Origin of the sequence: Ancylobacter polymorphus, assembly GCF_030813495.1 — a bacterium.
Taxonomy (GTDB): domain Bacteria; phylum Pseudomonadota; class Alphaproteobacteria; order Rhizobiales; family Xanthobacteraceae; genus Ancylobacter; species Ancylobacter polymorphus.
The window spans coordinates 261,027-274,822 of the sequence record NZ_JAUSUI010000001.1; the positions used below are offsets into that span (position 1 = coordinate 261,027).

Genomic DNA, 13,796 nt, shown 5'->3' on the forward strand with positions numbered 1-13,796 from the left:
GGTGAAGTAGGTGCATGATGTCCGCCGCGATCAGGCGCCAATGGCGCCATTCGCGGGACCGGCCAAAAAAGGCGCCATCGCCCCCGAGATGGTGGCGAGGTCGGAGGCGCGGACCTTGCGCAGGGCACCCTCTGGCCACCCCGTGTCTACCGCGAGCATGGCGACAGTCGCGCCAAGCTCGGTTGCGCCTTCCGCCTTGGCCTTCTCATAGGCTTCGATGCCGCCGACAGTCGGCTCATCGATGTCGATCGACGAGAAGGTCTTGCCGTCGAACTCGACGGCGCGCTTAAGGGTAATCGTGGCCATGGTCTCATCTCCGGGGGAATGAAGGGGGAATGACGCGAGCCTGCCGCGGGGCGGCGGGAGCGCCACGCAGCTCGTCCTCGCGCTGATCGAAATTGAGGGGGACGCCTCGCCGGGCGGCGAAGGCGTAGACGAGGCAGTCGAGGGTCTCCGCTCGAGCGCCGGGGATGCGCTCGAAACGGCGGACAGGCTGGCCTTTGACGTACCGGACGACGCGGCGCTCGCTGGCGAGCTGGGCGAAATAGGCGGCATCCAGCCCGGCAGAAAAGCGAAGCTGGGCGCCGCGCTTCAGGCGATCGAACAGGGTCGCCTTGATGCCGTCGACACCGACAAGAAACAGGCGCCCACCCCTGACAGGTGATTTCGACATCTGGAAGGCTTGGCGGGGTCCAGAGACACCCTTGCCAGCCCAGATGCGGCGCGACAGGCGGGGGAAGCAGAACGAATAGACCTTCTCGGTGATGCCCCCGTCGCCGCTGTCGACCACGGCAGCGTCAATCTTCAAGCGGCCGCCGTGGGGATGCTTCCACGTCGAACGCAACATCTCGTCTAACTCGGTCCACGTGCTGTCATCCTGGGAGGAACCCCAGACAATGGCATGGTCAAGCACCAGGGCGGCGTCGTCGCGGGCCCAACCGACAAAGGTGCATTCCAGGCGGTCGTCCTGCACATCGACGCCGACCGTGATGGCAAGCACCTCGGCAGGGATGGCGTTTAGGCTGAACGGCTCGACGCGGCTCGCCAGTGCGCTCTCGTCAACGGCGTCCGCCGCCTCGCGCCAGCCTTCGGCTAGGATCGTATTCGCGAACACCCGAAGGAGGTCCGCGTCGTCCTTCGCTGCAAGGAATTCCGCGGCGAGCTTGCCCCAAGAAGCGTTAGGCAGGAGGGAGACAAGGGCGTTGAGCCGGAAGCCAGCATGGCCCTGCACCTCGGGCGCCGTCGCTCGCCAGCCGCCGGCCGCGACCATTGCCGACTTTCCCCGCTCTTCGATCACGCAACCATTCGCCGGACAGACGGCGTGCGCTTTCTCGGGTGCGCCTTCGGGCCACTGGATATGGCACCAGAGGAGTTCGAAACGATGACCGCAATGCGGGCACGGCACCTCATAAACACGCTTGTCGCTCTCTCCGTAGGAGCGCAGCACGTTTGAGGTGCCCTCATCGGTCGGCGTTGAGCCGATGATGATCTTGCGGTTGGGGAACGAGAGCGTGCGCTTTTCCGCGAGCGCGATCGGCGACCCCTCGGCGCCCGGCAGCATGGCGTCGGCTTCATCCACCAGAAGGACGCGCACGTTGTGTCGACGCAGGTTCCTCGGCGACTTGGCCGCGACCAGCTTCAAGGAACCGCCGGGGAAGCGGCGCGACAGGAGGGTGTTGCGGTCTCCGTCCGGAGAGAGAAGGCCGGCAAGCGCGGCGCTGGCGTCGAAAATGGGCTCGAGGTCAGACACCATGTAGTCACGCGCGTCGCTCTCGGTTGGCAGAAGCGCGAGGATCGGAGCGGGCTCGTTCGTGACAAACGATGCCAGGGCGGCGGAAATCAGGGTGGTAAAGCCGAGGCGCACCGATTTGACGAGCGTCACCCGCTCGACGCTCGGGTCTGTCATGGCGTCGGCGATGCTGCGCTGGAAGGGGTAGAGCCGCACCGGGCCCGGAAGTGCGGACACGTCCGGCGGCAGGACGACGCTTTTCTCGATCCACTCCGACAGCGGCAGGCGCGGCGGCGGGACGAGTGCGGCGCGGGCGCGGCGTTCAAGAAGAGGAAGCATCGGCGGCACCTTGAAGCGCGTCGCGCACCTCAGCCTCGATCGCGGCAGCGTCCGCCGGGGTCAAATGACCGATCCGGGACCGGACACGGGAGGGGACCGCGAGCATCCGGGCACGAACGTCGCGAAGGATGCCGGTCCACACGCGCTCAACATCTGCCGCGGGCACCAGCTCGCGGCGCGTCTTCGCGTTCTGAAGTTCGACCTTCTCGGCGCGGGCTTCCGCCTCGCGGCGCCGTGCGGCCGTCGTGGCGTCGTCGCCACCACGCAGGGCGGCACTGTCACGGAGATGGGTGCAGTAGGCCCGAACGGCATCCCGGAGGATGTAGCGACCCTTCCGGGCCTTCGGGATCACTGCCGCCTTCACGAGGTCATAGGCGCGCCGCTCCGATAGACCGAGCGTGTCGGCGAGCACGGCAATGGTCACTTCATCGTCGGACTGCACTGCTGAACCCCACAAAAATCGTGTGGAATGAGGGATATTTCGGGGGCGGCGCACCCGCGGCTTAGGCCCCTCGGGAAGGACCCGCCAACGTTCACGGCTTCCTCGCACCCCGGCAGCGACACAGGACGCGACCCATTCCGTCCGGCTCGGTGACGGCGACAAGGAAGGTGCGGCCGTCCCTTTCCAATGCGACGATGATGTCGCCCTGACGGGGCAAGATCGGAAGCGCCGATGTGGCGAAGCTCACATGCACCGTTTCGCTGGGGACAGTGGTCGGGTGCGCCGCGGCACGTTCGGTAGTCGGCAGGACTGGGTTCAGTTCAATAACGGCGGTGGTCTCGAACGCGGTGCGGTCCGGGTCCGGGCCGCCATGCGAGAACTCTCCGCTCTTGCGCTGCGGCTCAACGCGGACGCGCTCGCCGAACTCCCGGTCGACGGCGCCAGAGGCAAGTGCTTCGAACCGAGCGAACCGCATCGTCTACCTTCCGACCGTAAGCCGGCGCTTGATCTCGGCGACAAGGCGGGCCGGCAGATTGGCAACGACTGTGTGCCAGATGGCGATCGGTGCGCCATCTTCTCTGGTCATCTCGCGGGGGATATTCGGGCCCCACAATTTGACGATTGGCAGGCGGGCCTTGCCCTTGCGGCGGTACACCTGACCGCCAAGCGCCGGGGCCTCAACACGGGCGCCGGGAGCGCCGCCCTTCATGAAGGCGCCGGGGAATACGCGGCGCACCTTCCAGGGCGAAGCACTGACGCCCTTGCGCACCTCGCGCGCACCGAAGACGGCAAGCGGGAGAAATTCGTCTGTCGCCTCGATGCGATATGAGAGGCCACGGGAGGAAGCGGACTTGCTCCGCACCACCGCAGCGACACGACCATAAGGGGCGCCCGTCGCTCCGGCGATCGAACGGCGGATCGCGGTGCGCTCCTTCGACATTTCGCGATTGAGCGACTGCGCCAGGAGACGACCATCTGCGCCTTCAACCTGATCGGCCAGGCGACCAACCTCTGTGATGCGTTCGATTTTTACCTTCATGGCCACCTCCGAAGGGGAAGCCCCCGCCGTAGCGGGGGATGATCGATCAGAACGAGCCGTTGAGGCGGACGAGGCCGGTGGCGCTGGGGTTCGCAGCTTGCTCGACGGCCACCCCGATCAGGCTGTTGCCGCTGGCGGTGGTGGTGGCGACCTTGTTGGCCGCGTCCCAATAGACCTTGGCGCCGATGGTCCACGCCTGGGCACTGGTCTTCTTCAGCTCGAAGGTACCGATGAGGGCGATGTTGACGGTCGCCCCTTCCGCAGCGTCGCCGGAGGCGATGCCGAACAGCGAGCCAACAACCACACCCTCCCCAGAGAGAACGCCACCGGCTGGCGCCGGCACGGGAATGTTGTTGCCGTGGTGGCGAAAATTCTTCATGTCCAGTTCCTGTTCTTCATGACTTCGTGCACGCGGATGCGCGGCCTGCCCTCGGTAGACGCAATCTGTGCTTCAAGATCGCGGAGAGCGGCGAGCATGTTCGCGGTGGTCTGATAGGTGATCTCTCGATCTCGAAAGACGACCTTCAGCGCTCCACTCGAAATAGCCCGGCGCAACTCCTCGCGCTGCTGATAGAGGTCCTCAAGCGCGCTCATCACGAACCGGGGTTCTTGTAGAGACCGCGGAAGTCGATCACGCCGCATCCGAAGTCGAGACCGGCGGCGACCTTGACGGCGCGGGTGTCGAAGTCGATCTCGGTGCGGATTTCCGGTCCATTGGCGTTCCCCACGTAGCCGAACACGACCGAGGGCGCCGTGGCCGGATCGACGGCGACGTACCATTCGGTACCGGCAATGTTGGCGTCGACGACAACCTCGAGGAGGCCACCCCACGGGTTCACGTCGGTTGCCTTGCTCGGCGTGATGGCGGTGACGACCTGACGGGCCGCCTTCTCGTTGTCGGGGCCAACGATCAGGAAGCGGGGCGCAAGGTTGAGCGACACCCCGTCGAGACCCTTCTGCTTGCGGATCGCGGCAATGGCGGCATGGAGATAATCGTTGATCCCGGAGCCGGAGGCGGCAAGATTTCCATGGTTGGCATGGAAGAGCGCCACGCCATCCGAGAGCGCCGCATTCGCCGCCAGCAGGCCGTAGACGCGGGCGTTCTCGTCCGAAGCGGCGCGGATGGCGATCATCGAAGAGAAATCGGCCAGTGCGCTCAGGTCATCGTTGAGCAGGGCCTGCCGGCCGATGGCGATGCCGGCGTCGAGCTGCTTCGCCTTCACCTTCTCGCGGTTCTCGGAGATGGTGCCGAACTTCACGCCGCCGTTCTCGACAGTGTCGGTGAACTTCGGGAAGTCGCCGACCCGCAGGAAAGAGTGGTCGCGGAAATCTGCGAACGGCCGCTGCGCCGACCAGCGTCGATAGGTGGGCTCGGCGGCGGCGTAGTTTGCGAGGAGCGACTTGTTCGCTGCATCGGCGAGAAGGAGGGGGAAGTCGCTGGTGCTGTGGGCGCCGACAGCCCGCTCGATCAGGGCGCCACGGTCGCGCAGGTTGATGCGCTCGCCGCGGGCCTGGGCGAGGTCGCCAACCATCCCGAGGAGGTCAAGGGCGCGGAACTCGGCGGCACGACCCTCGAGCTTTACGCGGTTCGGCGCCATGCGGTGGGCGAGAGCGTCGCCCATGGCGGAACGGATCGCCGCCGGGTCCGCGTGATCCTGCCCGACCGAGGCCCGCGCGGTCTGGATCGGCGCAGGGCTGCGGGCCTGCATGGCGGCGAAGGCGGCGCTACGGGCTGCGTCCGCGCTGGCGCCGGCATCGATCTGGCCATCGACCCACGCCTGATCGAGGCCAGCGAGGGCGCCAACGGCGCGGATTTCAGCGTTGATTGCAGCTCGGGCGGAAAGATCGTTCACGTTCTGTTCGTCGTTGTGTTCGGGCATCGGGGCCTCACTTCGGATTGCTGCGTTCGGGTCGGCCGGAATAGGGACGAGGCTGACTTCCGCCAGTTCCCACTTGGTTGCCGTCACACGGCGCCGGCCGGCCGCGTCGGTTTTCTCCTCACGCGCCAGGACGCGGTACCCGATAGAGGTCCCCCTGACATGACCATCGGCGATGTCTTGGGCGATCGCGGAAACATCCTCCCGGCGGGAGAGGGTGAGGGTTGCTTCGATGGTCGTGCCGCGCGCGGTGATGTCCTTCGCGCTTCCGAGCACGTCGGCGAGGCCGCTGCGGCGGTGGTTGTCGAGGAGCGGCACGCTACCAGAGGCGGGAAGCACCATGCCGCCGTGGTCGAGAATTTCGATGTAGGCGCCGCGGGCGTCGTACCGCTCAACCTCGGCTCCGGCCGCTATGACGGCCTGCATGGTGCGGGTTTCTGGATCGAAGGTCGTCGCCCCAGCCGACGCCAGAGGAGCGAAGCGCGTCACAAGATCGTTCACGTTTTGTTCTCCTTCGGAATGAAGGTGTCGGCTGCAAGCTCCGCATCCAGCTCGGCGATGTCCCGACCGCGCTTCGCGACCAATTCGGCGCGGCTCGTGAGGCCGGCAGTGAGGGCAGCGATGTCCGCTTCAACGTCCTTCGCTGGATCGATCGGGAGCCAAGCCGACCAGGCGATGATCGGCTCAAGGGAGCCGGCAACGTTCGGGGCGATACGGCCGTGCAACGCTTCGATCGTGAGCCAACGGCGCCAAAGCGGTCGAACGATCTGGGCTTCGACCAAGGTCCGGCGCAGCACATCGACGCGCTTTCGAAACTCGCCGAAGCCGGCGCGCATGCTGCTGTAGTTCACCGCCGACAGGTCGGCCGTTACCAGTTCGTATGGCAGGCCAACGCCCGAGGCGACGGAACGAAGCATTTCGCGACGGAGGGCGTCCGCGCCAGTGAAAGCAGGCGGATCGGAGAATCTCACGTCTACGCCGGGCGGCAATTCCACGAGGGCGCCAGGGCTTAAGCCCGATGCCGGCGAAATGTCATCGCCGGGCTGACCGGTCGCGTTGACGAGCACCCCACCGAACAGGGACGCGGTCTGCGCAAGCGCGAGCGCGCTGTCGTCCAACTCGGCGAGCTGATCGAGCTTCGTTGCCACGGGCGCCAGCCAGGAGAGCCCGCGCACCTGTCCGGGATGGTCGCGACGAAACGCATGCAGCACGTCCGCTGCGTCGACGGGCTGCGCCGTGAGCGCATAGGCCGCCGGCATCGCGTCGGAGGCTGGCCTGATCCAGAAGCGAGTCGGCCGGCCTCTGGCATCCATTTGGATGCCGGCGACGATATTGCCACCCGTGACGGGCCGCGTCATGGTCGCGTCGACTTGCTCGGGCGCGATGCTCCGCAGCACCAATTCGCCGGCTTCGTCGGCTTCCATCACCAAGAAGGCCTCGCCGGCGGCGACGATGCCACGCGCGGCCCGCGTTAGGATGCCGGCGAAGTCGTCGCGACCTTCGGCGTCGGCACGGTCCCACCAGCGCGACCAGGCGTCCGAAACATGTCGGCGCAGCGCAGCGTCGGCGGTTCGCGGAACGATCGAGGGCCCGTCCGAGGCGAGATTGGTTGCCCAGTGGGCCACGATCGCGGCGGCGGTCGCATCGTTCATCGCGAGCCAGGCGGCTCTCTCGGCGGCGAGCTGGCGGCGGGTTGTGATTTCTCGGGCCGGCGATCGCAGCACCTTGCCACGGCTCCACCGCTGACCCGAGCCGCCCGCCTCGATCGAGCGGAAGGCGTGCGCTGCGGCGCGCATGCGATCGATCAAGCCCATGCGGCCACCTCGTTGCGAAGCCTCACGACGCGCTCAACATCCCCGAAGACACTGTCGAGGCTGATCACATGCGCGGCGGACTGGCCGCGCTGAAAGAGGTCGGCAAGATCTTCAGCCGACACAATCCGAACGCGAAAATCACCGGGAGCCTTCACGCCGCACTGGTGGTGGATGTCAAAGACATCCGCCACGAAAAAATGCTTGCCGGCGGGTGGATCAATTCGAGGGATATCCTGACCAATCGCAGGGTCAAGTCCGACATCTTGCAGACGCAGCAGAACGACCAGCCTCGCGATGTCGTTATCGGTCCAGTCGCGACCGCGTCCGGGAAGGTTGCTGGTGCGGTCCATCGGCTCAAAATGCCCCGAGGCGATGAGACTGTGCACTCGGCCCGCTGGTATCGCGAGAGCTTCAGCGATAACGGGCGCTGTAATCTTCATGTCATCACCCGTTGTTTGGGTTACTGAATGTTATATATCACACTTTTCTAATAATGCAAGATATACCCGACTTAGTTCTATATCTGGCTGTCCATTGTACCTGTTCTATTCATCAATCAATGGGTCGGAACCAGTACAATCGTCTCGACGTGCTCCACCAAGACACGGAGATGCGTTTCCGTCGCGTCATCGACGATGATGATGTCGACGACTGCCAGCGGTTCGGGCGCTGCCACGTATTCGGCCGGCTCCGGCGCGGAAGGCGCCTCATAGGCCGTGCGCAGGGCCTCGCGTTCAGCGATGATGCGGCGCGCGGCATCGGCTGCGATCTGGGTGGCGGTTTTGGTCATGGCGGTTCCTTTGGTTAGAGCGCATCTGGCAACTTCAGCATCGGGACGGAAGGGACAAGACGGGACACCCCCCCTAAAGGGGGGGGGATGTCCCTGTCCCCTGTCCCCCTGTCCGTCGCCGCCTTGCTCGGAGGGGACATAAGCGGGACATGTCCCGAAGTGTCCCGCACTGTCCCGTGTCCCGCTTCGATCAGCCCGCTATCAGCCAATGCCCTGATAGAGCGCTGGAAAGCCTTCTTCTTGGCAGCGGTAGATCGCTCTCCGAACGCGACATAAGCCGATGCTCGAATGTCCCCGTCGTGATGCGGGCCGGGTCCAGCGGCCCGGATGATCTCAAGGACAAGGGACATGTCCTTGCTCAGACGAATGTCCCGCCTGTCCCCCTGATGAGTTCCGCTCTCGGCAGCTTCGCATATGCGGGAGACGATGAGAGTTTCGACGGTCTCTCCGGCGATCAGTCGGCTTGCCGGCTCAAAATCCACGGTCACGACGCTACCGGCGCGGCCGTTCCGCATCTTCTCGACGGTGGCGACTGAGGCAGCTCCCCGCGCCTCCAGCCGGATCGCAGCGTCGGCACGGTCGCGGATGACCTGCGAGCCGCGTTCCCGGCGAGGGTCGCCCTTGCCAGGGTGGTGCAGCACAAGAGCGGAGCATTTGAGTTCGCGGGCGATGCGATGCATCGCCCCTGCCACGGCGCCCGCCGTGCTGTCGTCATTCAGACTCAAGCCGTCGACCGAGGCCGCCAGCGTATCGAGCACGACCAGCGCTACGGGAAGCTCACGGACCTCCGCGACCATGCGCACAGAGGCGATGACAGCATCGGCGAAACGCGGCTGGTCCGCCCGGCAAGGCGGGGCCATGACGCCGACCGGCAGGGTATCCGGCAGGCCAAGGCCATGGACCGCGACCGCGACGCGATCCTCGACGCCGCCGACATCCTCGGCGGCGATGATGACGACTAGGCCGTGAGAAGTCGGGTAGGGGCCAAAGGGAAGCCCCGCCGCAACCCGCACAGCGATGCCGACCGAGGTGAAGGTCTTCCGGGCACCCGTCTCGCCAAACAGGACGGTCAGACCGCTAGGGATCAGGCCCGGCACGGCGCCACTTATGCGACTAGACGGCCTTGCCACCACATCCATGGGGAAGCGGATCAATGGGCCTCCTCCACTTTAGCGCCATCCGCTATAAAGTCGATAGCGCACAGGTTCCGAGGTTCTGCCACGTATTCATACCCATTCACGTCAATGTTTTCCGAACTATATTGCCGGAGTGAAGCGTATGTGCTATGTACTGTGTCGCACAGGCATGCATACCCTCTGAGGGCCGACCCGTTACCCGCGGGCCGGCCCTTTTCATTTCGGCAATGTGCTGATGGTGGAGCGGCGACATCCTGATGCGGAAGGCCATTTGCTGGGGCGGATAGGTGTGCCCGAGGCGATCTCGTGCGGATCGGCTAGATGGACAGCCGGAGCCGGGACGCGCGAGCCCGCTCGCGCGCGGCATCGTCGAGCACTTGGAGAATTGCCAGCACGCGCTCGTCCGCGTCGAGGCGCGGATTGCGCCGCAAGGCATCGATGCGGGTCAGTGCGAGGTCAGTAAGGGTAGCCAGCGCGGTGGCGAGACTTGTCGAAGCTTCGTTCATCACCGCCACCTCACGCCGCGCCGCGCGTCGCGTCGCGCTGCTGGATCAGCTTTTCAATCCACTCCTCGATCTCGTGCTCAACCCAACGGGGCGAACGCGAACCAGTGCTAACCGGCTTGGGAAAGCGGCCTTCGAGTATCGCGCCGCGCACCCACCAACGGGAACGGCCGGTTCGGTCGCAGACATCGTGAAGTGAGAGAAGGCGGGCAGGGCGGGCTTCGGGGATGAGGGCAAGGCGACGGGGAGAAGCAGACATTTCGGAGCACCTCGTTTTGGTTGGGTGCTCCGAAGATTGTCCATACGCAGCGGCTGTTCAAAAATGGGCGTCAAGTTTTTCTTTGAGCAGGAACGCGCCCATTGGGCAGTCTGCGGGTGATTGTGGTCTTACCGGCAAGATGCGTCACCACCGTGGTTTCGCCGTCGAGTAGGTGTTTTCTTTCCTCCTGCCAGTCCCGGATAATCTTCCCCAGCGTGGCTTTTTTCGGAGCGTCATTGCCCATCAGGGCGGGCAGCGCGAGGCATAGGAACCGGACGCAAGCGCCGCCCTCATTGTTGCTATTGACGGTGCGTGTGACCTTGCCGCCCGCCAGAACCCAGGCAGCCAGAACGGCACGGTACAGCTGCAAACGCGGCACATCTGTGGTTTTCGCCCACTTTCCGAGCAGGACACGCTCAAGCGGATCGTCGGCTTTCACCTTTGCCACGGATGCCTTCCCGCTGGCGCGATCTAACAGCGCTCTGACGGCTGAGTGGCTTTCATCATCATCGGGGAGGGCCTCCAGAAGCGTACGGGCGCTGACCTCGACCGCCGCCCACCGTTTGGCTTCCTTCGCCCATGGGGCACGCATCGCCTCAGCCGCGCGATAACTTTCACCTGCCGCCTCAAGCAGAAAACGCAGGGACCCCAGCTGGGTCTTGTCCGGCACCTCAGTGCCGATCTGATCCCAAACATCGTCCGTGATCAGCGCGCCGTCCCGCTTGGTCCATACCGTGGTCATTTCGCACTCCGAACGCGAGAAGCTGATCGTGCCTGCGACATAGTGAAGACATTCGAACCCGCATCCTGCGGCGCCGCCATCGGCGGGGGATCGATGATCGTTAGTACGTGCGCCGCCCATGCAGCCAGGGCCGCGCGCTTCTCAGGGAGCCTGTCATATCGATCGTAATGGGCCTCGGTGATGTCGCCCTCCGCGTGATTGACCACGGATTTCACAGTTTCCCGACCGATGCCGAGTGACATCATGCCGGTGATCGCGGTGCGGCGAAAGTCGTGCGGCGTAGGCTCATGAGCCTTCAAGCTGGAGATAATCGCCTCATTCCCGTCGCGCGGCTCAAGGCCGCGCAGCAGGCGCTTCATAGCGCGGGCGACGGAGTGACGGTCGAATGCCGCCGCCTCGTTGCGATGCGAGGCAAAGATTGCGGGAGATGGTTTCTCGGGATCGTGAAGCGCGAGCGCCGCGTTGATGACTGCTAGGACAGGTTCGGTCAGTGGCACGACGTGCCTCCGCCCGTTCTTCACCCTCTCGGGGGGCAACTCCCAACGCGCGAGGGTAGGGCGGTCGAGATTGGTTAACTCGGATCGGGTCATACCGAGGACTTCGCCGGGGCGCTGGCCTGTCAGAAGAAGCGCCTTAAGAGCGAGCCCCATCGCCCCGTCCAACCCGTCGAGAGCCGGCCAAAGCAACGCAATTTCCTGATCGGTCAGCACGCGGTCGCGCGCCTTTTCCTCTTTCGTGGGCCGGGGGATGCGTTGCATCGGGGTGGCATCGAGGATTTCCTCGTTGACGGCCCAACCGAACATCGTGCTCAGGATCGTGCGGGTTCGGTTAGCCGCGATCGGTGCGGCATCGGCGCGGTCGCGCAGGAAGGTGATCACGTCGGCGCGCTCGATGTCCTTCGCCTTCCGAGGCCCCCAGGCCTTTCTCACCGCGCTCAGATATGAGCGAACTGTCGCCGCTGATTTCGGCGTGTTCTTCGTGACGTGCTCGGCGAGGTACTTGTCCAGCAGGGCATCGACCGACATCGCGGCCTGCTCCCGCGCCTTTGCCTTGCGAACCTCCTTTCGAGGATTGGTGCCCTTTGACACCGTCACGCGCTGTTCGCCCGCCATGCGGCGGGCATCGGCGAGCGCGATAGAGGGGTACTTGCCAAGCGTCAGGCGTTCCACTTTGCCTGTCAGCTTATCGCGATAGCGAAATGCGAAGGTCTTCACCCCTGCCGTCGTGACCCGCAGGGTCAGGCCGGGGCACCGCAAGTCCGTCACCTCAAGGCGACCAGAAGCTGGAGGATCGACCGCCCGAATGTAGGCGTCCGTGAGCGCGACGGAAGGCATGAAAATGACCCCTAGACGATGACCCCTAGTCCGATAAGCGGGGGCACGCCGGGGGCACAAAACCCCTCTCCACCCCACACCTTGTGCCCCCAGAAAACACCCGCTTGCGCTCACAAGTCAATGATATTATTGGAGTACGTGGGTGACGGCGGTTGCCTATTTTTAGTCTGGGGGACTAGGGGTCGGAGGTTCAAATCCTCTCGCTCCGACCATTTTCACCGGCACCCCCAATAGCCGGTGACACTTCCCGACAAGTCGAGACGCTTTAACACGGTGGAAACCATGGCGGTGCCTAATAGGCCCCATGATCGACCCCCGCGAAAGCACTCCGCCGATGGCTGCAGGCACCGTCTCCGAGACGGCTGCGCCGGATTCCGGGAATCGGTCGGCACACACACGCCGGTTCCTGCGCGGGCTCATTCTGCCGGCCCTTGCCGCCCTCGCTATGGCCGGTGTTGCCGGCGAGATCACCGCGCCACGCTACGAGTCCCGTGCCCGGTTGTGGATCGACGGGCGCGACGCTGGGGCAGGGCGGGACAGCGTGAAGGTCCTCGCTTCGCGCGACTTTGCGCGCCAGGCGATTGAGACGCACCGCCTGACCGCACGTCTCGCCGCTCCCGCCGCCAGCGGCGCCGGAGTGCTGTCGGGTACCGCCCTGCAACTGGCGGGCTTCGCTCTGCCGGCCGACGCGGCGCCGCTTTCGCGCGAGTCTCTCGCCCTGCGCAGCCTGGAACGCGGGCTGGAGGTGCGGCAGATCGGCGGCGGGCAGGTCGCGATCGATGTCGTCTCGCCCGACCCGCAGCTCTCGGCGGATGTGGCCAATGCCCTTGCCGCGACCTATGTCGAGCTGCGCCAGACGCGCGGCGTCCATGCGGCGGAGCCGGAGGGCCCCGCGCCCGTGTCTGCCCGAATCATCGCCAATGCCGCACCGGCGACGGCCGCGCGCTGGCCGACACCGCTCCTCTCCAGCCTTCTTGCGGGTATAGGCACGTTCGTGCTGGTGTTCGGCCTGCAAAGCTGGCTGCGGCGGCGCCAGGGTGCGCCCGGCCACGAATATGGCGCGATACCGCTGCCGGAAACGACACCGCGCCCCCGCCAGCACCTTCCCTGGATCGGCGCACACTCCGGCGAGCCGACGAGTTCGGCCGAACTGACCAGCCCGCTGCGGCTGCTGTCGCGCGAGCGCGAACAGGCCGACCTCGCCCGGCTGATCGAATTGCGCGGATCCGCGGCGCGCCTTGTCACGGTGACCGGCGGCCGTGCCGACGAATCCATCGCGCGCTGCGCGCTTGCGCTCGGCCGTTCGCTCGCCGGGACAGAGCAGCGCGTGGTGGTGGTGTGCCTCGACGTTGCCTCGCCAACCCTCGACGGCCTGACCGCCGATCCGCGTGCGCCGGGGCTGACAGACCTGCTGTCGGGTGTCTGCGGCTTTTCCGATGCCATTCACCGTGAAAGCGCCTCGCGCTGCCACGTCATCCCGCCCGGGCGCGGGGCGCGCGAGGCTGACGGCCTGGTCACCGCCGACCGGCTACCGCTGATCCTGACCGCGCTGAAGCAGACCTATGATCACGTTATTGTGGCCGCGCCGCCTCTGGGCGGCATGGCGGGCGCGGAGCGTCTCGCCTCTCTGAGCCCGACCAACATTCTCGTCACCCAGCCGGGCGGGATGGCCACCGACGCGGTTCAGGCCTTCGATGCACTCGCGTCTCTCGGCTTCGGCGAGATCGCGATGGTGACCTTTACGCCGGAGGCGGAGCCGCGCGCCTTGTCCCGCGCCGCCTGACCCTACTGT

The 13,796-nt window shown here is 65.5% G+C and carries 17 protein-coding genes; 1 reads left to right on the forward strand and 16 read right to left on the reverse strand.

All coding sequences use genetic code 11. From position 1 onward, the window contains the following. Positions 1-30: 30 nt before the first annotated feature. The 16 genes from J2S75_RS01425 to J2S75_RS01500 form a co-directional block, all read right to left on the reverse strand. Entirely contained in the window at positions 31-306 is a 276-nt protein-coding gene (locus J2S75_RS01425) for a phage tail assembly protein (RefSeq protein WP_307017496.1), read from the reverse strand. A gap of 4 nt (positions 307-310) precedes the next feature. After that, positions 311-2,068: a phage terminase large subunit family protein gene (locus tag J2S75_RS01430; RefSeq protein ID WP_307017498.1), complete on the reverse strand. Its 1,758-nt coding sequence runs from the start codon at positions 2,066-2,068 to the stop codon at positions 311-313. Then, positions 2,052-2,510 (reverse strand): hypothetical protein, encoded by a 459-nt coding sequence (locus J2S75_RS01435; RefSeq protein ID WP_307017500.1) that lies wholly within the window; start codon positions 2,508-2,510, stop codon positions 2,052-2,054. The genes J2S75_RS01430 and J2S75_RS01435 overlap by 17 nt, the downstream gene beginning before the upstream one ends. A gap of 91 nt (positions 2,511-2,601) precedes the next feature. Then, positions 2,602-2,985 (reverse strand): hypothetical protein, encoded by a 384-nt coding sequence (locus tag J2S75_RS01440; protein WP_307017502.1) that lies wholly within the window; start codon positions 2,983-2,985, stop codon positions 2,602-2,604. A 3-nt stretch (positions 2,986-2,988) separates the two neighbouring features. Further along, entirely contained in the window at positions 2,989-3,549 is a 561-nt protein-coding gene (locus J2S75_RS01445) for a hypothetical protein (RefSeq protein WP_307017504.1), read from the reverse strand. A 46-nt stretch (positions 3,550-3,595) separates the two neighbouring features. Continuing rightward, positions 3,596-3,928, reverse strand: coding sequence for a DUF2190 family protein (locus J2S75_RS01450; RefSeq protein ID WP_307017506.1), 333 nt, complete (start codon positions 3,926-3,928; stop codon positions 3,596-3,598). Beyond that, positions 3,925-4,143, reverse strand: a complete 219-nt coding sequence (locus tag J2S75_RS01455) for a phage head-tail joining protein (RefSeq protein ID WP_307017508.1) — start codon at positions 4,141-4,143, stop codon at positions 3,925-3,927. Before J2S75_RS01455 ends, J2S75_RS01450 begins: the two co-directional genes overlap by 4 nt. Then, a complete protein-coding gene (locus J2S75_RS01460; protein WP_307017510.1) occupies positions 4,143-5,927 on the reverse strand; it encodes a prohead protease/major capsid protein fusion protein in 1,785 nt (594 codons plus the stop codon). The genes J2S75_RS01455 and J2S75_RS01460 overlap by 1 nt, the downstream gene beginning before the upstream one ends. Then, positions 5,924-7,240 (reverse strand): phage portal protein, encoded by a 1,317-nt coding sequence (locus J2S75_RS01465; protein WP_307017513.1) that lies wholly within the window; start codon positions 7,238-7,240, stop codon positions 5,924-5,926. The genes J2S75_RS01460 and J2S75_RS01465 overlap by 4 nt, the downstream gene beginning before the upstream one ends. Continuing rightward, complete coding sequence (locus J2S75_RS01470; RefSeq protein ID WP_307017515.1) at positions 7,231-7,680, reverse strand: hypothetical protein; 450 nt, start codon at positions 7,678-7,680, stop codon at positions 7,231-7,233. The genes J2S75_RS01465 and J2S75_RS01470 overlap by 10 nt, the downstream gene beginning before the upstream one ends. Before the next feature lie 116 nt (positions 7,681-7,796). Then, on the reverse strand, positions 7,797-8,030 hold the full coding sequence (locus J2S75_RS01475; RefSeq protein WP_307017517.1) for a hypothetical protein: 234 nt from the start codon (positions 8,028-8,030) through the stop codon (positions 7,797-7,799). 14 nt (positions 8,031-8,044) lie between these two features. Next, on the reverse strand, positions 8,045-9,184 hold the full coding sequence (locus J2S75_RS01480; protein ID WP_307017518.1) for an AAA family ATPase: 1,140 nt from the start codon (positions 9,182-9,184) through the stop codon (positions 8,045-8,047). 299 nt (positions 9,185-9,483) lie between these two features. Beyond that, positions 9,484-9,672 (reverse strand): hypothetical protein, encoded by a 189-nt coding sequence (locus J2S75_RS01485; protein ID WP_307017520.1) that lies wholly within the window; start codon positions 9,670-9,672, stop codon positions 9,484-9,486. Positions 9,673-9,682: 10 nt separating this feature from the next. After that, on the reverse strand, positions 9,683-9,928 hold the full coding sequence (locus J2S75_RS01490; RefSeq protein ID WP_307017521.1) for a helix-turn-helix transcriptional regulator: 246 nt from the start codon (positions 9,926-9,928) through the stop codon (positions 9,683-9,685). A gap of 70 nt (positions 9,929-9,998) precedes the next feature. Further along, a complete protein-coding gene (locus J2S75_RS01495; RefSeq protein WP_307017523.1) occupies positions 9,999-10,670 on the reverse strand; it encodes a hypothetical protein in 672 nt (223 codons plus the stop codon). Then, positions 10,667-12,004: a tyrosine-type recombinase/integrase gene (locus J2S75_RS01500; protein ID WP_307017525.1), complete on the reverse strand. Its 1,338-nt coding sequence runs from the start codon at positions 12,002-12,004 to the stop codon at positions 10,667-10,669. Before J2S75_RS01500 ends, J2S75_RS01495 begins: the two co-directional genes overlap by 4 nt. Positions 12,005-12,338: 334 nt before the next feature. Here J2S75_RS01500 and J2S75_RS01505 point away from each other — a divergent pair, with 334 nt between their 5' ends. Beyond that, positions 12,339-13,787: a tyrosine-protein kinase family protein gene (locus J2S75_RS01505; RefSeq protein ID WP_307017526.1), complete on the forward strand. Its 1,449-nt coding sequence runs from the start codon at positions 12,339-12,341 to the stop codon at positions 13,785-13,787. The last annotated feature ends 9 nt before the right edge of the window (positions 13,788-13,796 follow it).